This window comes from Stenotrophomonas sp. SrG, assembly GCF_050031795.1.
In the GTDB taxonomy this organism is placed as follows: domain Bacteria; phylum Pseudomonadota; class Gammaproteobacteria; order Xanthomonadales; family Xanthomonadaceae; genus Stenotrophomonas; species Stenotrophomonas rhizophila_A.
In genome coordinates this window covers 164,917-184,773 of sequence record NZ_JBNBBE010000006.1, presented here as the reverse complement: position 1 = coordinate 184,773, position 19,857 = coordinate 164,917, and the positions used below count along the sequence as shown (strand labels likewise).

General features: G+C 67.9%; 14 protein-coding genes. 9 read left to right on the top strand and 5 right to left on the bottom strand.

Annotation, left to right across the window (positions count from 1 at the left end):
- Window positions 1–5: 5 nt before the first annotated feature.
- A complete protein-coding gene (aroB, locus tag ACQG3P_RS07880) occupies window positions 6–1,115 on the bottom strand; it encodes a 3-dehydroquinate synthase (protein ID WP_426804707.1) in 1,110 nt (369 codons plus the stop codon).
- Entirely contained in the window at window positions 1,112–1,654 is a 543-nt protein-coding gene (locus ACQG3P_RS07875; protein WP_307106557.1) for a shikimate kinase, read from the bottom strand. Before ACQG3P_RS07875 ends, aroB begins: the two co-directional genes overlap by 4 nt.
- Window positions 1,655–1,749: 95 nt before the next feature.
- On the opposite strand from ACQG3P_RS07875, the gene ACQG3P_RS07870 reads away from it, so the two are divergent.
- Window positions 1,750–1,953, top strand: coding sequence for a dodecin family protein (locus ACQG3P_RS07870; protein ID WP_068853673.1), 204 nt, complete (start codon window positions 1,750–1,752; stop codon window positions 1,951–1,953).
- Here ACQG3P_RS07870 and ACQG3P_RS07865 read toward each other — a convergent pair.
- Window positions 1,946–2,767, bottom strand: coding sequence for a kinase (locus ACQG3P_RS07865; protein ID WP_426804706.1), 822 nt, complete (start codon window positions 2,765–2,767; stop codon window positions 1,946–1,948). The genes ACQG3P_RS07870 and ACQG3P_RS07865 overlap by 8 nt on opposite strands.
- 3 nt (window positions 2,768–2,770) lie before the next feature.
- Between ACQG3P_RS07865 and pdxH the strand changes: the two genes are divergently transcribed.
- The gene (pdxH, locus tag ACQG3P_RS07860; RefSeq protein ID WP_426804705.1) at window positions 2,771–3,409 is read left to right on the top strand and encodes a pyridoxamine 5'-phosphate oxidase; all 639 of its coding nucleotides are present in this window, start codon (window positions 2,771–2,773) and stop codon (window positions 3,407–3,409) included.
- Window positions 3,410–3,416: 7 nt separating this feature from the next.
- Here the strand turns inward: pdxH and ACQG3P_RS07855 are convergent, their stop codons facing one another.
- Window positions 3,417–5,957: a hypothetical protein gene (locus ACQG3P_RS07855; protein WP_426804704.1), complete on the bottom strand. Its 2,541-nt coding sequence runs from the start codon at window positions 5,955–5,957 to the stop codon at window positions 3,417–3,419.
- Window positions 5,958–6,419: 462 nt separating this feature from the next.
- Entirely contained in the window at window positions 6,420–8,024 is a 1,605-nt protein-coding gene (prpR, locus tag ACQG3P_RS07850) for a propionate catabolism operon regulatory protein PrpR (RefSeq protein ID WP_426804703.1), read from the bottom strand.
- A gap of 148 nt (window positions 8,025–8,172) precedes the next feature.
- Between prpR and prpB the strand changes: the two genes are divergently transcribed.
- The 7 genes from prpB (at window position 8,173) to ACQG3P_RS07815 (ending at window position 19,830) form a co-directional block, all read left to right on the top strand.
- A complete protein-coding gene (gene prpB, locus ACQG3P_RS07845) occupies window positions 8,173–9,072 on the top strand; it encodes a methylisocitrate lyase (RefSeq protein ID WP_068853669.1) in 900 nt (299 codons plus the stop codon).
- Window positions 9,073–9,100: 28 nt separating this feature from the next.
- Complete coding sequence (gene prpC, locus ACQG3P_RS07840; RefSeq protein WP_068853668.1) at window positions 9,101–10,258, top strand: bifunctional 2-methylcitrate synthase/citrate synthase; 1,158 nt, start codon at window positions 9,101–9,103, stop codon at window positions 10,256–10,258.
- A 76-nt stretch (window positions 10,259–10,334) separates the two neighbouring features.
- Window positions 10,335–12,950, top strand: coding sequence for a Fe/S-dependent 2-methylisocitrate dehydratase AcnD (gene acnD / locus ACQG3P_RS07835; RefSeq protein WP_426804702.1), 2,616 nt, complete (start codon window positions 10,335–10,337; stop codon window positions 12,948–12,950).
- A gap of 104 nt (window positions 12,951–13,054) precedes the next feature.
- On the top strand, window positions 13,055–13,303 hold the full coding sequence (locus ACQG3P_RS07830; protein WP_095364393.1) for a type II toxin-antitoxin system ParD family antitoxin: 249 nt from the start codon (window positions 13,055–13,057) through the stop codon (window positions 13,301–13,303).
- Entirely contained in the window at window positions 13,300–13,623 is a 324-nt protein-coding gene (locus ACQG3P_RS07825; protein WP_426804701.1) for a type II toxin-antitoxin system RelE/ParE family toxin, read from the top strand. Before ACQG3P_RS07830 ends, ACQG3P_RS07825 begins: the two co-directional genes overlap by 4 nt.
- Window positions 13,620–14,810: a 2-methylaconitate cis-trans isomerase PrpF gene (gene prpF / locus ACQG3P_RS07820; RefSeq protein WP_426804700.1), complete on the top strand. Its 1,191-nt coding sequence runs from the start codon at window positions 13,620–13,622 to the stop codon at window positions 14,808–14,810. Before ACQG3P_RS07825 ends, prpF begins: the two co-directional genes overlap by 4 nt.
- A 136-nt stretch (window positions 14,811–14,946) precedes the next feature.
- Window positions 14,947–19,830 carry an alpha-2-macroglobulin family protein gene (locus tag ACQG3P_RS07815; RefSeq protein WP_426804734.1) on the top strand — a complete coding sequence of 1,628 codons (4,884 nt, stop codon included), beginning with the start codon at window positions 14,947–14,949 and terminating at the stop codon, window positions 19,828–19,830.
- The last annotated feature ends 27 nt before the right edge of the window (window positions 19,831–19,857 follow it).

Here is a 19,857-nt window from a genome sequence, read left to right as displayed (position 1 = left end):
GCGGCTCAGCCGGTGGCCAGCACGCGCAGCACGTCGGCCTCGTCTACGTCGGCCACTACCTCGGCGCGGCCGATGCCCCGCCACAGCACCAGGCGCAGGCGCCCGGCCACGTTCTTCTTGTCCAGCCGCATGCGCGCCAGCAGTGCCTCGGGCGCCAGGCCGGCCGGAATGGCAACCGGCAGCTCGTAGCGCAGCAGCAGCTCGCGCAGGCGGGTGGTGTCGTCCTCGTGGCTCATGCCCAGCTGGGCCGACAGCCGCGCAGCCAGCACCATGCCCACCGCCACCGCTTCGCCATGGTTGAGGTTGTCGTTGCCTGGCGCGCCGTAGCCCTGTTCGGTCTCGATCGCATGGCCAAAGGTGTGGCCCAGGTTCAGCAGCGCGCGCTCGCCGCGCTCGAGCGGATCGCGCGCGACGATCTCTGCCTTGTGTTCGCAGCTGCGCGCGATGGCCTGGGCCAGCGCCGCATCGTCGCCGGCCAGCAGCGCGGCGTGTTCGGCCTGCAGCCACTGGAAGAACAGTGGGTCGCGGATCGCGCCGTACTTGATCACCTCGGCCAGGCCGGCGCGCAGTTCACGCGCCGGCAGGGTGCGCAGCGCGACGGTATCGGCGATCACCGCGCGCGGCGGGTGGAAGGCGCCCACCAGGTTCTTGCCTTCGGGAATGTCCACCGCGGTCTTGCCGCCGACCGACGAGTCGACCATCGCCAGCAGCGAGGTCGGCAGCTGCACGCAATCCACCCCGCGCATCCAGCAGGCCGCGGCAAACCCGGCCAGGTCGCCGGCCACGCCGCCGCCCAGGGCCATCACGCACGCATCGCGGGTGGCGCCCAGCGATGCCAGCGCGGTGATCGCCGCGCCGAAGTTGGCCAGCGTCTTGGAGGCTTCGCCAGCCGGCAGCACCAGTTCGCCGATCAGCAGTCCGGGGCGTGCATCCAGCAGCGCCTGCTTGACCCCGGCCAGATACAGCGGGGCGACGGACGAATCGCTGAGCAGCAGCACGTGGCGGCCGCGCACGTGGTGCGCCAGCAGCTCGCCCTGGCCAAGCAGGCCGGGGCCGATATGGATGGTGTAGGGGGTGTCGCCGCCAACGGCGACGGTGCGGGGGGACGCGGTCATGCGGAAGGTTCCAGTCGCTGCCATTGCGAGGCCAGGCGCAGCACCAGCTGCGCGGTTGCCTCGCTGGGCGTGTACAGATCGGTATCGAGGGTAAGGTCGGCCAGGCCCTGGTACAGCGGATCGCGCAGGCTCGCCATCTCGTGCAGCACCTGCTCGCGGTCGGGCCGCTGCAGCAGGGGCCGGGCGCGGTCGCGCGCCAGCCGCTCCAGCTGCGCCGGCACGCTCACCCGCAGGTAGACCACGAAGCCACGCCGTGCGATCGCCTCGCGGTTGCCGGCATCGAGCACGGCGCCACCGCCGGTGGAGATCAGCTGCCCCTTCCCGGCCAGAAGCTGCTGCAGCACCTGGCGTTCGTGCTGGCGGAAGCCGGCTTCGCCCGAGTGCTCGAAGATGGTCGGAATACTGGCCCCTGCCGCGTCGACGATGGCCTGGTCGGCATCGACGAAGTCCAGCGTGAAGCGCTCGGCCAAGCGGCGGCCGATGCAGGTCTTGCCGGCGCCCATCGGGCCAATCAGGATCAGGTTCGGAGCGGGATTCATTACCCGGAATGCTAACACCTCCGTGTCGCCGCCTTTACGTCCGGGACCCCATGGTGGGCGGTGCGGAATGTCCCGCGCGCAGCCGGAGTACGCCCATGTCAGTGGCCAAAATCATCGAGATCAATGCCTCCTCGCCCACCAGCGTCGAAGACGCGGTCCGCAGCGGCCTGAAGAAGGTGTCCGAAACGGTCAAGGGCATCCAGGGGGCGTGGATCAACGAGACCAAGGTGGTCACCGACGGCCAGGGCAACATCACCGAGTGGCGGGTCAACCTGCGCGTGACCTTCCTGGTCAGCTGACGATCCGGCGCTGGTCATCCAGCACCACCACGCGGTCGGCCAGCGCCGGCAGCGTGCGCAGTGCCTGCCGGCTGACCCGCTCGTAGTACTGCACGAACCTTTCCAGCTGGGCGCGGCTCATGCTGCTGCGCTCGGGCTGGGCGGCCTGCAGGTTCTGCTCCTGCTGCCAGCGCCAGCGCGGCACTACCGCGAAATCCGGCGGCTGCAGGAACCACAGCCGGTCACAGCGCTGCCACAGCGCCGGATACTGCCCGGCAAGGGCCTGATTGCACCAGCGGCGCCAGCGGCCATCGGCGTCAGCCTCGCGTTCGAGCGCATTGAGCGGGGTATCCAGTTCGCTGTCGGCCTGTGCCGGCGTGCCCAGGAACCAGCCTTCGAACACCAGCAGGTCCAGTGGTTCGTGACACTGCGGCCATTGCGCTTCCCGCACGCGTTCGTCGGCAAGCTTGTCAAAACGCGGCAGCGCCACCGGCTGTCGCGCGGTGATCGCCTCCAGCGTGGCATGGGCAAGCGGCAGGTCATGCGTGCCGGGTGGCCCACGGGTCAGCAGCAGCGGGTGCACCTGCCGCGCCAGGCGTTGGCGTTGGGCACGGGTGAGGTAGAAGTCATCGATGGACACTGCCGCCGCGCGCAGCCCGCGTTGCTGGGCCAGGCCCACCACCTGGGCGGCCAGCGTCGATTTGCCGCTGCCCTGCAGGCCGCTGATCGCCAATACTGGCACCGTGGCCGTCACGGCCAACGCATCATCCAGCGCCTGCGCGACCAGTGCATCGGGGAAACCCTTGTTCCGGGGAATGTACGCAGCAACGGACATGCGGTGACAATAAACCCAAACCGAGCCGCAAAGAAGCCGACCATGACCGATCTCTACGCTGAAGCCCTGTCCACCTTCGCCGAGTTGTACGACGAAGCCAAAGGCAGCGCTGAAATCGAACCCAACGCAATGACCGTGGCCACCGCTACCGCCACCGGCGTCCCCTCGGCGCGAACGGTACTGCTGAAAGCCTTCGATGACCGCGGTTTCGTGTTCTACACGCATCTGGACAGCCACAAGGGCCGCGAGCTGCAGGCCAACCCGCACGCTGCGCTGCTGTTCCTGTGGCGCAGCCTGCGCGAGGCCGGCATCCAGGTGCGCATCGAAGGCACCGTGGAACAGGTCAGCAACCAAGAAGCCGACGCGTACTTTGCCTCGCGTCCGCGCCTGAGCCAGATCGGCGCGTGGGCGTCGCTGCAGTCACGCACGCTGGCCTCGCGCGAGGAATTCGATACGCGCGTGGCCACTGCCGAAGCCAGCTTCGCCGGCCGCGATGTTCCGCGGCCGGACGGCTGGAGCGGGCTGCGGGTGGTGCCGCGCCGGATCGAGTTCTGGTACGGCGCGCAGTTCCGCCTGCACGAGCGCTGGTGCTACGAGATCGATGCCAACGGGCAGTGGTGCAAGCGCCTGCTGTACCCGTAAGCGGCGCTCAACCGACCACCGGCAGGGTCAATGCGCCGATCAGCGACGACATGGCCTTCTGCCGGGTGGTGATGGCCCCGACCGCTTCGAACAGCGCATACAGCTGGGCGCGCCGGGTTTCGGCATCGGCTGCCTGCGTGAACGCGTCCAGCGTGCTGGTATCGGGATTTTCGCGGCGCGTGGTGGCACCACCGATAGTGGTGGTGGGCTCGCGCTGCAGCCAGTAGCGCGCTTCCAGCGAAGGTACGGAACCGGGGTCGGTGAGCGCTTCGGCCAGCCGGTCCAGGTCGGCACCATGCGAATCCAGCAGCGCGGCCCACGTCTCAGCACGGGGCTGCGTGGCCGAACACAGGGACAGGTAGCGCATCAGCGGGCTGGTCAGCGTGCCTTCGCCCAGCCGGTCGTACCGCGTGAATTGGGTTGCGCGGTTGTGCTCCACCCGGATCGTCGGTGCCAGCCCCGGCAGCACCGGCACGGGTACCGTCACGCCCAGCGACTGTGCGGTGCCGGTGGCAACACGCACCGCATGCAGGTGGTTGCCACGCGCGGACGGGGGGAAGTCTGGATCGGTCTGGAAGGAAGGGCGGAAGAAGCGCACCAACAGCTGGCTGGTGCCGCTGACCCCAAGGTCGGCCGACAGCGGGGCGACCAATGCTTCGGCTTCGTGCAGGGGCAGCGCCCCCCACTCCGGCAACTGCCGCTCCACCTCGGACAGGATGGTGCCCAACGCGGGCGCGAGATGGGCAGCAACGGTCAGCTCCAGATAGTCGCCATTGCGCAGCGGATCCGGATCCTGGCGCACATGGCGTGCCACGCCGATCTCTCCGGTAGCGGTCAGCAACGGCAGCGATGCAGAGAGCGACAAGCTGCCGCGGGTGGTGGCGATGCGCTGGATCTGCTCGCGGAACGCATGCGTCGCCCGGTACACCCACGCGCGGTCGTGCGGCAGCGTGGTGTCATGGATGCGCCGCGCTTCGGACTGCACGCTGCGCTGCAGGCGGGCCCAACCTGCATGTTCTGCCGCTGCGCGGGTGTCGGGTGCCGGCACTGCCTGCAGCCAGGCGAGCGTGTCGAGCAGGGCGATCATCACCGGTTCGGGCGCTGCGGTGCTGCTGCCCCAGTCGCGTGCCAGCGAGGCCAGCGGCGCGCGTGTCTGGGCCGGCGCACGCAACGACAGGTCGGCCAGCGCCTGCAGGTGATCGAACGCGGCGCCGACATGTGCCACGGCATTCTGTCGTTTCTCAATGGTGTCCGGGTCCCGCGGCGACGCCATGACCTGCTGGACGATCTGCAGCGCGTGCGAACGGGGCTGGTTGCCCACCAGATGCGCCACGCGCGCTTCCAGAACGGTGCGGATGCCGGGATCCTTGCTGGCAGGCAGGCCGTCTTCGCCGAGTTCGGTCAGCCGGGTCGGCAGCGCCGCCCGCAGTACCGTGCGGTTGGCCGCAGCGGTGGCGCCGAGCTGGCCCAGCCCATAGCCGGCACTGGCGGCCAGCGCGCCGCCATGGGTGGTCATGCCGGCGGTGATCAACAGGCCGCGCTTGCCGAATGCCAGAGGCTGCGCCACGGCCTGTTTGCCGAGCAGGACTGGCAGCGTCGACTGCAAGGCCATCGCGCGGCTGGTGCGCTCGTCGTAGCGGTCGCGACGTGGCTCGGTCACGCGCTTGAACGCGCGCTGCAGGACATTGCCGCCCAACCGGCGGGCGACCGATGCATGCGCCAGGCGCAGCACGCGGGTGCGCATCGACATGGAGATGTCCGCATCGCCTTCGGTCGAGTAGCCGCTCAGTCTGCCTTCCACGCCTACCCCGGGACCGACGGTGGCCTGGACGCTGGCTTCAGCACTTACCGTCGCGCTGCGGATGGTGGCGACCGTCAGGTCGTCGAAGGTGGCCACGCTGGATTCCTGGCGTGCACCGGCCGCCGCGCCGGCATGCACGCCGCTGGGCAACCCGAAGCGCACGCCCAGCATGCCGCCGGTGCCGGCGCTGCGCTGCGAACCCGGCAGCGCGTTGATGCGTTCGCGCTCGGTGTGGCGTGCGATCTGCTCGTGCAGCATCGCCTCGGCGCGCGCTGCGCGGGTCAGGTCGTACAGCGCCGCCCGCAGTGCCTTCTGCCGTTCGGGGACATGGCGGCCGTTGGGCAGGCGCTTGATCGCACGCAGCAGCGCGCTGCTCTGCTTGCGGGCCAACGGCTCGCGTGGGTCCAGGTCCAGCGCGTCCAGTGCGTTGGCAACATCCGCAGGCGCTTCGGCGCGGCACTGCGCCAGCAGGGCATGGATCTGGCCGCTGAGCACCACCAGTGCATGCTCGGTGGGGCCGGGGGCGCTGGGTGCATCGTCCCGCTCGGGGTCGGTGTTGGACGCTGACGCGGGCATCCGCGATACGCGGGCGGGGGCGGGCTGCGGCCGGTTCGCGTGGTTGCTGATACCGGTCAGCGGGATGGCCCGGGTCGGGCCCGCCGCGGCATCGCGCGGCCTGCGCAGGGCCAGCGCGGTGGTGCGGGCGACGAGGGTGGAAAGGGGCCTGGCGTGAGTGGCTGGGAACATGCAGTGTCCTTGGTGGTGGGCGGATCCTCGCTCTGGAACCTAGCCGTGCGGCGGGCCGTTGGACATTGCAGTATTCGCAGACAGTTCACCCGGGGTTTCCGTTGATGAACCTCCTGCGCGGGCCATCGAAACGTTCTTCCTCTTGACGTCATCGATGGCGTGTATCGGTCCTCGTGCATCGGAATCGGGCGGCAAGGCCTGGTATGGCGGGAAATCCGGGCTTCAAACCGCCCGATGCGCCCTGCGCGGCGATGTCGCGGCCGGACGCATGCGATCACCCTCCATGTCCCGCGCTGTCAGTTCCTGCCCATGCAGCAGACGAAATGATGAACATGTCGCACAACCGGATATCCGCATTTGGCTTTAGGAGTTTCCCTAATGCGTTGTCGGTTGAAGCCTGCTCTGCGTATCAGGGATGTCGTTGCAGGCGCGGGATGCGCAAAGCGCGGTCAGCGGCGTTGGTCAAACGGGGTGCCGCAGCCAACGCCACAGCGTCGTGCGCGATACGCCCAGCTGTGCGGCCAGTTGCTCCCGGTTGCCCTGATGTTCGACCAGCCACTGTTGCAGGGTTGCTGGCGAGGGGCGTGCGGGCGCAGGGCCGGCATGCAACGCGGCGCTATCGGGCACGACAGCGCCGCCCGAAGCCGGCAGAAGTTCGGGCAGCCACGACTGCAGCTGTGCCAGGCCCAATGCCCCCTGGTCGATCCGCCAGTGGATGCGCAGGCGGTCAACCAGGTTGCGCAGTTCGCGCACGTTGCCCGGCCAGGCATACCCGCACAGGCGCTCGGTGGCGGCCGCATCCAGCGGCGACGGGCGCTGGCCCAACTGCTGGAAGAAGTGCTCCAGCAGCATCGGCACGTCCTGCGGGCGCTCGCGCAGGGTAGGCAGTTCGATCCGCAGCGCGGCCAGGCGGTAGTAGAGGTCGCGCCGGAAGCGCTGCGCTTCCACCAGCGATTCCAGCGTCTGCAGGGTGGCCGCCACCACGCGCACATCCACCGGGGTGGGTTCGGTCGCACCCACCCGCAGCACTTCGCGCTCTTCCAGGACCCGCAACAGACGCGTCTGCAGCGGCAACGGCAGCTCGCCGACTTCGTCCAGGAACAACGTGCCGCCATCGGCAGCCTCCACCAGGCCGACCCGCCCACCACGCCGTGCGCCGGTGAAGGCGCCTTCGGTGTAGCCGAACAGTTCCGCTTCCAGCAGCGATTCACTGATTGCCCCGCAGTTGAGCGCCACGAAGCGGCCGCCGCGGCCACTGGCGGCGTGCAGCTGCCGGGCGACCAGCTCCTTGCCGGTGCCGGTGGCGCCGGTGACCAGCACGGTGCTGTCGTGCGGGGCATACAAGGCAATGCGCTCGCGCACCTGCTGCATCGAGGGGCTTTCGCCGAGCAGGCGGTGCTCGGTGGGGCGCGAGCGGGCAGGGGCGCGCCGGCGCGGTGCGGCCACGCCGGAGCGGGCCAGGGTCTGGGTCAGTTCCAGCGCGTGTTCGAAGGCCTGGCGCACCGAATCGGCCGAGTACAGCAGCACGCCGGGCAGGCCGACGCGTTCGGCGTGGTCGATGGCCATGCCGGTGCCCACGATCACCTCGATGCCGTTGGCACGCATGTCGGCGATGCAGTCGCGCGCATCTTCGCGGGTGACGAAGCGGCGGTGTTCGATATCCAGCCCGAAGCTGTGCTGGAAGCTGCCGAAACTCGGCACATCGGTGGCGTGGGTAACCAGCCCGATCCTGGATGCGATCCGCCGCGCCCGGGCCAGTGCTTCCATCAGGTCGAAGCCGTTGGCCTGGATCGGTACCAGTGGTACCTCCAGGCGGCTGCGCAGGTAGGCGGCGTTGGAGCCGCCCGCAATGACCACATCGCAATGCTCGCGACGCAGGCGCTGGCCGATCACGTCCACCGCCTCTTCAAAACCGAGGTTGATGGGGACGATGCGCGCGCGGCGGTCGAACTCCGGGATGACGTCGCCGAGCAGGCCGGTCAGGCGCGACACGCTCACCGTCCAGATCACCGGCAGGGCGCCGGGATCCAGGTCGGGCAGGCGAGGGCGGGGCAGGCGGATGGACATCGTCGGGCACCGTGTTTCAGTTCCATCCATGTTACATCCGTTTCAATGTTTCAAAGTGAAACAAGTCGTTACAGCAGCCAAGCCAGTGGAATCAATCACTTGCGAGTTGGCACGCGCCTTGCGCCTGTTACCCGACAACCACGATGGAATGTTGCCCATGAGCACCCCTGTTTCCTCCGCCGGCGCTCGTTTCCGCGCCGCGCTGGCCGCCGAATCGCCGCTGCAGGTGATCGGGGCGATCAACGCCAACCACGCCCTGCTGGCGCAGCGCGCCGGTTACCGTGCCATCTACCTGTCCGGCGGCGGCGTCGCGGCCGGCTCGCTGGGCCTGCCCGACCTGGGCATCAACACCCTGGAAGATGTGCTGATCGACGTGCGCCGCATCACCGATGTGTGCGACCTGCCGCTGATGGTCGACATCGACACCGGCTTTGGCCCCAGCGCGTTCAACATCGCGCGCACGGTCAAATCGCTGATCAAGGCCGGCGCAGCCGCCTGCCATATCGAGGACCAGGTCGGCGCCAAGCGCTGCGGGCATCGGCCGGGCAAGGAAATCGTCACCCAGGGCGAGATGGTGGACCGGGTCAAGGCTGCGGCCGATGCGAAGACCGATCCGGATTTCTTCCTGATCGCGCGCACCGACGCCATCCAGGTGGACGGCGTGGATGCGGCAATCGAGCGCGCCATCGCCTGCGTGGAGGCCGGTGCCGACGGCATCTTCGCCGAGGCCGCCTACGACCTGGCCACCTACCGCCGCTTCGTGGACGCAGTGAAAGTGCCGGTACTGGCCAACATTACCGAATTCGGCAAGACCCCGCTGTTCAGCCGCGATGAACTGGCCTCGGCCGGCGTGGCCATCCAGCTGTTCCCGCTGTCGGCGTTCCGTGCGGCCAACAAGGCCGCCGAGAACGTGTATGAGACCATTCGCCGCGACGGCCACCAGAAGAACGTGGTGGACAGCATGCAGACGCGCGAGGAACTGTACGACCGTATCGGCTACCACGCCTTCGAGCAGCAGCTCGATGCGCTGTTCGCCGCCAAGAAGTAACGTCGCACCATTGTTTTCTGGAGGGATCATGAGCGAAGCAACCACCGCCCCCGGCTTCAAGCCGAAGAAGTCCGTCGCCCTGTCGGGCACCGCCGCCGGCAACACCGCCCTGTGCACCGTCGGCCGCAGCGGCAACGACCTGCATTACCGCGGCTATGACATCCTGGACCTGGCCAACACCAGCGAGTTCGAGGAAATCGCCCACCTGCTGGTGCACGGCAAGCTGCCCACACGCGCCGAGCTGGTCGCCTACAAGGCCAAGCTGAAGTCGCTGCGCGGCATCCCGGCCGCGGTCAAGGCCGCGCTGGAAGAACTGCCGCCGTCGGCGCACCCGATGGATGTGATGCGCACCGGCGTTTCCGTGCTGGGCTGCGTGTCGCCGGAAAAAGACGACCACAACCACCCCGGTGCCCGCGACATCGCCGACAAACTGATGGCCTGCCTGGGCTCGATGCTGCTGTACTGGTACCACTGGAGCCACAACGGCCGCGCGATCGACGTGGAGACCGACGACGATTCCATCGGTGGCCACTTCCTGCACCTGCTGCACGGCGAGAAGCCGCAGGATTCGTGGGTGAAGGCGATGCACACGTCGCTGATCCTGTACGCCGAGCACGAGTTCAATGCCTCGACGTTCACCTGCCGCGTCATCGCCGGCACCGGCAGCGACATGTACAGCTGCATCACCGGCGGCATCGGCGCGCTGCGCGGGCCGAAGCACGGCGGCGCCAATGAAGTGGCGTTCGAAGTGCAGAAGCGCTACGACTCCCCGGACGAAGCCGAGGCCGACATCAAGGCCCGCGTCGAGCGCAAGGAAGTGGTGATCGGCTTCGGCCATCCGGTCTACACCGTCAGTGATCCGCGCAACAACGTGATCAAGGACGTGGCCCGCGAGCTGTCCAGCGAGCAGCAGAACCTGAAGATGTACGACATCGCCGAGCGCCTGGAATCGGTGATGTGGGACATCAAGAAGATGTTCCCGAACCTGGACTGGTTCAGCGCCGTCAGCTATCACATGATGGGCGTGCCGACCGCGATGTTCACCCCGTTGTTCGTGATCGCCCGCACCTCGGGCTGGAGCGCACACGTGATCGAGCAGCGCATCGACGGCAAGATCATCCGCCCCAGCGCCAACTACACCGGCCCGGAAGACCAGGCCTTCGTGCCGATCGACCAGCGCCGCTGAACGAGGGGCCGGCCCACGGGCCGGCCTTTCCGCATTTCCCGCACGGCCCGCCAAACAGAAGCAGCTACCGCCAGCCATGAACACTGATTACCGCAAGACCCTGCCCGGCACCGCGCTGGACTATTTCGATACCCGCGCCGCAGTCGATGCGATTGCCCCGGGTGCCTATGCCACGCTGCCGTACACCTCGCGCGTGCTGGCGGAAAACCTGGTGCGTCGCTGTGACCCGACCACCCTGGAGGCCTCGCTGCGGCAGCTGATCGAGCGCCGCCAGGACCTGGATTTCCCGTGGTACCCGGCCCGCGTGGTGTGCCATGACATCCTCGGCCAGACCGCGCTGGTCGATCTGGCCGGCCTGCGCGACGCCATCGCCGATGCCGGTGGCGACCCGGCCCAGATCAACCCCGTGGTGCCCACCCAGCTGATCGTCGATCACTCGCTGGCGGTGGAATACCCGGGCTTCGACAGGGCCGCGTTCGAGAAGAACCGCGCCGTCGAGGACCGCCGCAACGAAGACCGCTTCCACTTCATCAACTGGACCAAGAAGGCGTTCAAGAACGTCGATGTGATTCCGCCGGGCAACGGGATCATGCACCAGATCAACCTGGAGAAGATGTCGCCGGTGATCCAGGTGCGCGATGGCGTGGCCTTCCCCGATACCTGCGTGGGCACCGACAGCCACACTCCGCACGTGGACGCGCTGGGCGTGATCGCCATCGGCGTGGGCGGCCTGGAAGCGGAGAACGTCATGCTCGGCCGCGCCTCGTGGATGCGCCTGCCGGACATCATTGGTGTCGAGCTGACTGGTCGCCCGCAGCCGGGCATCACCTGTACCGACCTGGTGCTGGCGCTCACCGAGTTCCTGCGAAAAGAGCGGGTGGTGGGGGCGTGGATCGAGTTCTACGGTGAAGGCGCCACCGCGCTGACCATCGGCGACCGCGCCACCATTTCCAACATGACCCCGGAGTTCGGCGCTACGGCTGCGATGTTCTCGATTGACCAGCAGACCCTGGACTACCTGCGCCTGACCGGCCGCGAAGAGGCCCAGGTGCAGCTGGTGGAAACCTACGCCAAGGTAACCGGCCTGTGGTCGGACGACCTGGGCCAGGTGCGCTACGAGCGCGTGCTGCAGTTCGACCTGTCCAGCGTGGTGCGCAACATGGCTGGCCCATCCAACCCGCACAAGCGCGTGGCCACCAGCGAACTGGCCGCGCGCGGCATTGCCGACGAAGCCAAGCTGGCCTCCGGCAAGCTCGAGCAGGAGCAGGGGCTGATGCCTGACGGCGCGGTGATCATCGCGGCCATTACCAGCTGCACCAACACCAGCAACCCGCGCAACGTGATTGCTGCCGCGTTGCTGGCGCGCAACGCCAACCGTGCCGGGCTGAGCCGCAAGCCGTGGGTGAAGAGCTCGCTGGCGCCCGGTTCCAAGGCCGTCCAGTTGTACCTGGAAGAGGCCGGCCTGATCGGCGACCTCGAACAGATGGGCTTCGGCATCGTCGGCTTTGCCTGCACCACCTGCAACGGCATGAGCGGTGCGCTGGATCCGAAGATCCAGCAGGAAGTGATCGACCGCGACCTGTACGCCACCGCCGTGCTGTCGGGCAACCGCAACTTCGACGGGCGCATCCATCCGTATGCCAAGCAGGCGTTCCTGGCCTCGCCGCCGCTGGTGGTGGCCTACGCCATTGCCGGCACGGTGCGCTTCGATATCGAGAAGGATGCGCTGGGCTTCCGCGCCGATGGCAGCGCGATCACCCTGAAGGACCTGTGGCCGAGCGATGCCGAGATCGACGCGGTGGTGGCTGCCAGCGTCAAGCCGGAACAGTTCCGCCAGGTCTATGAGCCGATGTTCACCTTCAAGGTCGAACACGGTGCGCCGATCAGCCCGCTGTACGACTGGCGCCCGCAGAGCACCTACATCCGCCGCCCGCCGTACTGGGAAGGCGCGTTGGCCGGCGAGCGCGGGCTGACCGGGATGCGTGCACTGGCGGTGCTGGGCGACAACATCACCACCGACCACCTGTCGCCGTCCAACGCGATCCTGGCCAGCAGCGCCGCCGGTGAGTACCTGGCGAAGATGGGCCTGCCCGAGGAGGACTTCAATTCCTACGCCACCCATCGCGGCGACCACCTCACCGCGCAGCGTGCCACCTTCGCCAACCCCAAGCTGATCAATGAAATGGCCGTGGTCGATGGCCAGGTCAAGCAGGGTTCGCTGGCGCGCATCGAACCGGAAGGCAAGGTCACCCGCATGTGGGAGGCGATCGAAACCTACATGGAGCGAAAGCAGCCGCTGATCATCATCGCCGGCGCCGATTACGGCCAGGGCAGCTCGCGCGACTGGGCGGCCAAGGGCGTGCGCCTGGCCGGCGTGGAAGCCATCGCCGCCGAGGGCTTCGAACGCATCCACCGCACCAACCTGATCGGCATGGGCGTACTCCCGCTGGAGTTCAAGCCGGGCGTGAACCGCCTGTCGCTGGGCATCGACGGTACCGAAACCTTCGACGTGGTCGGTGAGCGCGTGCCGCGCGCCGAGCTGACCCTGGTGATCAACCGCCGCGACGGCGAACAGCTGCGGGTGCCGGTCACCTGCCGCCTGGACACCGCAGAAGAAGTCTCGATCTACGAAGCGGGCGGGGTATTGCAGCGTTTTGCGCAGGACTTCCTGGAATCCTCGCAGGTGGCGTGAAATCCTGTCGGTCCGACCGAAGCTGAAGGATGAATGGGGGTGCGCTTGCAGCCGTGTGGCTGTAGGCGCACCATCTATGGCAAGAATTGCCATAGGAGGCCCCCATGGCCACGATGAACATCTCGCTCAGTGACCCGCTCAAGCAGTTTGTCGACGAAGAAGTCAGTGAAGGCGGCTACTCCAGTACCTCCGATTACGTGCGTGACCTGATCCGCCAGCGTCAGCGGAGCAAATCGGAAGACCTGCTCCGCAAGTTGGTTGCAGAGGGCCTTGCCTCAGGAACCGCAGAGCCGCTGGAAGCCGATCATTTCAATCGCATGCGTGAGCGGGCCAAGGAGCGCAGCGGGAAATGAAGCCCTCCCGTTGGTATCCGCGCGCGCTCCAGGACGCCGACGAGGCGGCCCAGTGGTTCGCCGGCGCAGGCGGAACGGCGCTGGAACTGGCTTTCATCAATGCGCTTCAGGCAGCCGTTGAACTGTTGGAGCGGCACCCGGAAGCAGGCTCAACCCGACACGTTGGTGTCCTGGATTTTCCTGAAGGATCGCTGCGCTTCCTTCCCATTCGTCGTTTTGATGACTACCTCATCTACTACATAGCGTTGGCCGACCACATCCGTGTCGTCAGGATCTGGAATGCACGTCGCGGCCTTGATGCCCTATTGGATACGCAATGACCTATCTTCCCCAGCTCCGCATTCCCGCCACCTACATGCGCGGTGGCACCAGCAAGGGTGTGTTCTTCCGCCAGCAGGACCTGCCGTTCGCCGCGCAGGTCCCAGGTCCGGCGCGTGATGCGCTGCTGATGCGCGTGATCGGTTCGCCCGATCCCTATGGTAAGCACACCGACGGCATGGGCGGGGCGACGTCCAGCACCAGCAAGTGCGTGATCATCTCGGCGCCATCGGTGCCCGACCATGACGTGGATTACCTCTACGGGCAGGTCTCGATCGACACCGCGTTCGTGGACTGGAGCGGCAACTGCGGCAACCTCAGCACCGCCGTAGGCCCCTTCGCGATCAGCAACGGTTTCATCGATCCGACCCGCGTTCCGCGCAATGGCATCTGCACGGTGCGGATCTGGCAGGCCAACATCGGCAAGACCATCCTGGCCCACGTGCCGGTGGTGGACGGGCAGGTGCAGGAGACCGGGGACTTCGAACTGGACGGGGTGACCTTCCCGGCCGCTGAGATCGCGCTGGAGTTCCTCGATCCGTCCGACGACGGCGAAGGCGAGGGCGGTTCGATGTTTCCCACCGGCAACCTGGTCGACACGTTGGATGTGCCCGGCGTGGGCCGCTTCCAGGTGACGATGATCACCGCTGGCATTCCCACCATCTTCCTCAACGCGGCGGACCTGGGCTACACCGGTACCGAGCTGCAGCCGGCGATCAACGAGGACAAGGCCGCGCTGGCCCGGTTCGAGGCGATCCGCGCACACGGCGCAGTGCGCATGGGCCTGATCGACAGCATCGACCAGGCTGCGACCCGCCAGCACACGCCCAAGGTTGCGTTCGTCGCACCGGCGCAGGACTACGTGTCCTCCAGTGGCAGGCAGATCGCGGCGGGCGACATCGACCTGCACGCCCGCGCGCTGTCGATGGGCAAGCTGCACCACGCCATGATGGGTACCGCGGCGGTAGCCATCGGCACTGCTGCCGCCATTCCGGGCACGCTGGTGAACCTGGCGGCCGGCGGCGGCGAGCGCGGCGCGGTCACCTTCGGGCATCCGTCGGGAACCCTGCGTGTGGGCGCGGCGGCGGCGCAGGTCGATGGTCAGTGGACCGTGACCAAGGCGATCATGAGTCGCAGCGCACGGGTGCTGATGGAAGGCGCGGTAAGGGTCCCGGCCGGGACCGTCTGACCGCCCCGTACGCACCACCTGGGACACGCCATGCGTGCCCAGGCAGCCCGTAACGCCCGGGTGCATAATGAAGCCCTTGTTCAAGGAGCGACATATGGCAACGGTCGGGCGGTGGGGCTGGAAGGGAATCCTGGGGATGGCGCTGGTCGCCGGCCTGGCACTGGGGATCGGCGGCTGCAAGCGCAACGACAGCGGCCAGCTGCCCACGCCGTCGGGCGCGCCGATTGCCGCCAAGGCCGAAGCCGTCAGCGAGTTCACCCTGATACGCGCCTTCCCCGACCAGAAGAGTGACGGTTTGTCGCTGGCCCTCGAGTTCTCGCGGCCGCTGGTCGGCACCCAGGACTTCGACAAGCTGGTCCGCTTCGGCGAGAAGGTCGGCACCGAGGACAGCAGCTGGACCCTGTCCGACGACGGCAAGACCCTGCGCTACCCGTTCGTGGAGGCGGCCAAGGAGTACACCCTGATCGTCTCGCCGGACCTGCTGGCCGCCGACGGCAGCCGGATCGGCAAGGAGCTGCGCCAGAAGGTCTTCAGTGGCGAGCTCAAGCCGGTGGCCGGCTTCGCCTCGCAGGGCAGCGTGCTGCCAGCGCGCGAAAGCCGCGGCCTGCCGGTGGTGTCGGTCAACGTGAAGGAAGTGGACGTGGAGTTCCTGCGCGTGCGCGACAAGGAACTGTCCAGCTTCTTCAGCCAGTACCAGCGCGGCGGCCGCCGTGGCAGCTGGGAACTGGACAGCGAATACGGCGACAAGACCCCGATGTCGCAGCTGGCCGAGCCGGTCTACGTCAACCGCTTCGTGCTGGGCGGCAAGCAGAACGAGCGCGTGCTGACCTACCTCCCCACCCAGGACATCAAGGAACTGCAGGAGCCGGGCCTGTACTTCGCGGTGATGAAGCGTAGCGGCTCGTTCGACAGCGAGTTCGACACCGCCTTCTTCACCGTCAGCGACATCGGCCTGCACACCCGCGCCTACAAGGACACCCTGTTCGTGCACACCGCCTCGCTGCAGAGCGGCGCGGCGCTGAAGAAGATCGACCTGCGCATCATCGACGCGAAGGGCGAGGTGGTGCTCAAGGGCAGTACCGACGGCAACGGCAACGCGCTGCTCAACTACACCCTGGATGCGGGCCATGTGCTGATTGCCAGCAGCGGTGCGGATACCTCGATGCTGCCGTTCAACCAGCCGGCGCTGGACCTGAGCGAGTTTGCCGTGGCCGGCCGCGACAACGCGTGGTTCGACGTGTTCGCCTGGTCCGGTCGCGACCTGTACCGCCCCGGCGAAACCGTGCGCATTTCCGCGCTGCTGCGCGACAACGACGGCAAGCCGGTCAGCGGCCCTGGCAAGGGCGGGCAGCCGGTGTTCCTGCGCCTGAAGCAGCCTGACGGCAAGACCTTCCGCGAAACCCGCCTGCAACCGGGCGAGCAGGGCTACCTGAGCTTCGAACAGACCATCCCGGTGGAGGCGCCGACCGGGCGCTGGCAGGTGGAGTTCCGCACCAACCCGGCCAGCAAGGAGGCGATCCAGGGCATGACCCTGCGGATCGAGGAGTTCCTGCCCGAGCGCATGAAGCTGGACCTGGACAGCCCGCAGAAGACCCTCAAGCCGGGCGAGCCGCTCAAGCTGCAGGCCGATGCGGCTTACCTGTACGGTGCGCCGGCCGATGGCAACCGCTTCACCGCGCGCCTGGCGGTGGCGGCCGAGCAGTCGCCGGTGGAATCGCTGCCGGGCTACTTCTTCGGCGACCCGACCCTGGAGCTGCCGCGCGAAGCGCGCGATGTGATCGATACCGAGTTCCCCGCCGACGGCACGCTGCGCCAGGACGTGGAGCTGCCGGCCGAGGTCAAGGCCAGCGCGCCGGTGGCGGTGGTGCTGTCGGGCAGCGTGTATGAAACCGGCGGCCGCACGGTCAGCCGCACCCTGAAGCGGGTGCTGTGGCCGGCTCCGGTGCTGGTCGGCGTGCGCCCGCTGTTCAACCCCGAAGACGGCGCCGATGCGAACAGCAACGCGCGCTTTGAAGTCCTGCGCGTGGATGCGGCCGGCAAGCCGCAGCCCGGCAAGGGCCTGAAGGTTACCCTGGTGCGCGAGCTGCGTGATTACCACTGGACCTTCAACGACAACCGTTGGGATTACGACTTCAGCCGCCGCTTCGAGAACAAGGAAAGCCGCACCCTGGACGCCGGCAGCGCGGCGGTGGGCGTGGACTTCCCGGTGGAATGGGGCGAGTACCGCCTGGATGTGTTCGACCCGGCCACCGGGCTGACCAGCCGTTATCCGTTCCACGCCGGCTGGAGCTGGAACGACGAAAACCGCGGCCTGGATGCGCGCCCGGACAAGATCAAGCTGGGCCTGGACAAGACCGGTTACAAGGCCGGCGACAAGGTCCGCGTCACCGTCACCCCGCCGCACGCCGGCAAGGGCGTGCTGATGGTTGAAAGCGACAAGATGCTGTACGTGCAGGAAATCGACGCCAAGCCGGGCAGCACCTTCGACATTCCGGTCACCGCCGAGTGGGAGCGCCACGATGTCTACATCACCGCGCTGGTGTTCCGCGGTGGCAGTGCGCCGAGCAAGATCACCCCGGCCCGCGCGGTCGGCGTGGTGCACGTGCCGATGGACCGCAAGGCACGCCAGATCGCGGTCGGCCTGTCCGCGCCCAAGCAGATGCGGCCGGAGCAGACCCTGCCGGTGACGGTGAGCGCGCCGCAGCTGGCGGGCAAGCTGGCGCATGTCACGGTGTCGGCGGTGGACGTGGGCATCCTCAACATCACGCGCTTCCCGGTGCCTGACGCGGCCGGCCACTTCTTCGCCCAGCGTCGCCTTGGCGTGGATGCCTACGACATCTACAGCCGGGTGATCGAAAGCTTCGATGGCAGCAGCGGCAAACTGAAGTTCGGTGGTGACATGGCCTTGGCCGCGTTGCCGCAGGCCAAGCGCCCCACCGCGCGCGTGCAGACCGTGGACCTGTTCTCCGGCCCGGTGAAACTGGATGCCAAGGGCATTGCCCGGATCGCATTGAAGGTGCCGGATTTCAACGGCACCCTGCGCGTCTCCGCGCTGGTCTACGCCGATGACCAGTACGGCAAGCGCGACGTGGAAACCGTGGTGCGTGCACCGATCCTGGCCGAAGCCAGCATGCCGCGCGTGCTGGCCCCGGGCGACCGCAGCACGGTCACCCTGGACGTGCAGAACTTCACCGGCAAACCGGGCGAGTTCAACGTGCAGGTCGATGGGATCGGCCCGCTGACCCTCGGCGAGCCCAGCCGGACGCTCAAGCTCAACGCCGATGCCAAGAGCACGCTCAGCTTCCCGCTGGTGGCGCGCGAGGGCTACACGGTGGCCAAGGTGCGCGTGCGGGTGGAAGGCAACGGCTTCAAGGTCGACCGCCGCTATGACCTGCCGGTACGCGCGGCGTGGCCGCAGGTGCTGCGCGCGCAGACCCGTACGCTGGACCCGCTGGCCGACGTGGAGCTGGGCGCAGGCCTGGCCGATGGCCTGATGAGCGATTCGGTCACCGCGCGCATGCTGGTCAGCGCGCTGCCGCCGATTCCCTTCGCCAGTGCGCTCGACGGTGCCCTGAAGTATCCGTATGGCTGCGCCGAGCAGACCACCAGCAAGGGCTACGCCGCACTGATGCTGGATGAAGCCACCTCGGCCATGCTCGGTGCCGATGGGTTGGATGCCAGGACCCGCCGCGAACGCATGGAAGGCGCGTTCGGCCGCCTGGCGTCGATGCAGGTAGCCAACGGCAACTTCTCGATGTGGGGCGACGACGGCTACGTCAATCCGTGGCTGACCCCGTACATCGCCGAGTTCCTGCTCGATGCCAAGGACGCCGGCTTCGCCGTGCCCGACGGCGTGCTGCAGAAGGCGCTCAACCGGCTCAGCGAGGACCTGCTGTCCGGCGGCAACCAGTTCTACGGCGAGGACCGCCGCGAGAACCTGAAATTCGCCAACCAGGCGTATTCGGGCTACGTGCTGGCGCGGGTCAACCGGGCCCCGCTGGGTACCCTGCGCGCGCTGTACGACAACGAACGCAGCAAGTCGCTCACCGGCCTGTCGCTGGTCCACCTGGGTATCGCGCTGTCGCTGCAGGGTGACCACAAGCGGGGCGATGCGGCCATTGCGGCCGGTTTCGCCAAGCCCAGCAGCGAGCGCCCGCAGTACTTCGGCGATTACGGCAGCGCGGTGCGCGACGATGCGTTGATGATCGCGCTGCTGCACGAGCGCAAGCTGTCCAAGCCGGCCTACGACGCACGCGCGGTGGAACTGGGCCGCGCGCTGGATGCCCGCCGCAACAACGGCTGGATGTGGCTGAGCACGCAGGAACAGGTGGCCATCGCGCGCCTGGGCAAGGCGCTGGCGGCCAACCAGGCCAGGCAGGTATCCGGCGAGCTGGCCGTCGGGAGCGAAGTGGAAGCGATCGCCGCGCGCCGCATGTTCGGCCGCAGTTTCGACTACGCCGCACTGGCCAAGGGCGTGCGGTTCAGCCCCAAGGGCGAGCCGCCGATGTTCGCCAGCCTGGAAGTGGCCGGCATTCCGCGCACCGCGCCGGAACCGGACAGCCGCACCCTCGGCGTGGAACGCAGCTGGTTCACCACCGACGGCAAGCCGTGGACCCCGCGTGCGCTGAAGGAAGGCGAAGCACTGATCGTGCGGGTCAGCGTCACCCCGAACGTGGACATGCCCGATGCGCTGCTGACCGACCTGCTGCCGGCCGGGCTGGAGATCGAGAACTTCAACCTGGGCGATGCCAAGCAGTGGGCCGACGTGGTGGTCGATGGACTGCGCGTGGAAGACCGTGGCGAGGCGGCCACGCTCCGCCATGAGGAGTTCCGCGACGACCGCTACGTGGCCGCGCTCAAGCTCTCGCGTGGCAGCACCGCCAAGGTGTTCTACCTGGTGCGTGCGGTCACCCCCGGCACCTACACGGTGCCCCCGCCGCTGGTCGAGGACATGTACCGGCCCGACCTGCGCGGGGTGGGGCGCAGCAACCCGACCACGCTGACGGTGGTCCAGCCGTGACCCAGGGCGGGCCCCGGCCGACGCCGG

Coding starts and splice junctions, on each gene's coding strand:
- ACQG3P_RS07825 (WP_426804701.1), top strand. CDS start 13,300: ATGAAGCCCTCCCGTTGGTATCCGCGCGCGCTCCAGGACGCCGACGAG.
- prpB (WP_068853669.1), top strand. CDS start 8,173: ATGTTGCCCATGAGCACCCCTGTTTCCTCCGCCGGCGCTCGTTTCCGC.
- prpC (WP_068853668.1), top strand. CDS start 9,101: ATGAGCGAAGCAACCACCGCCCCCGGCTTCAAGCCGAAGAAGTCCGTC.
- aroB (WP_426804707.1), bottom strand. CDS start 1,115: ATGACCGCGTCCCCCCGCACCGTCGCCGTTGGCGGCGACACCCCCTAC.
- ACQG3P_RS07855 (WP_426804704.1), bottom strand. CDS start 5,957: ATGTTCCCAGCCACTCACGCCAGGCCCCTTTCCACCCTCGTCGCCCGC.
- prpF (WP_426804700.1), top strand. CDS start 13,620: ATGACCTATCTTCCCCAGCTCCGCATTCCCGCCACCTACATGCGCGGT.
- acnD (WP_426804702.1), top strand. CDS start 10,335: ATGAACACTGATTACCGCAAGACCCTGCCCGGCACCGCGCTGGACTAT.
- prpR (WP_426804703.1), bottom strand. CDS start 8,024: ATGTCCATCCGCCTGCCCCGCCCTCGCCTGCCCGACCTGGATCCCGGC.
- ACQG3P_RS07815 (WP_426804734.1), top strand. CDS start 14,947: ATGGCGCTGGTCGCCGGCCTGGCACTGGGGATCGGCGGCTGCAAGCGC.
- ACQG3P_RS07865 (WP_426804706.1), bottom strand. CDS start 2,767: ATGTCCGTTGCTGCGTACATTCCCCGGAACAAGGGTTTCCCCGATGCA.
- ACQG3P_RS07830 (WP_095364393.1), top strand. CDS start 13,055: ATGGCCACGATGAACATCTCGCTCAGTGACCCGCTCAAGCAGTTTGTC.
- ACQG3P_RS07870 (WP_068853673.1), top strand. CDS start 1,750: ATGTCAGTGGCCAAAATCATCGAGATCAATGCCTCCTCGCCCACCAGC.
- ACQG3P_RS07875 (WP_307106557.1), bottom strand. CDS start 1,654: ATGAATCCCGCTCCGAACCTGATCCTGATTGGCCCGATGGGCGCCGGC.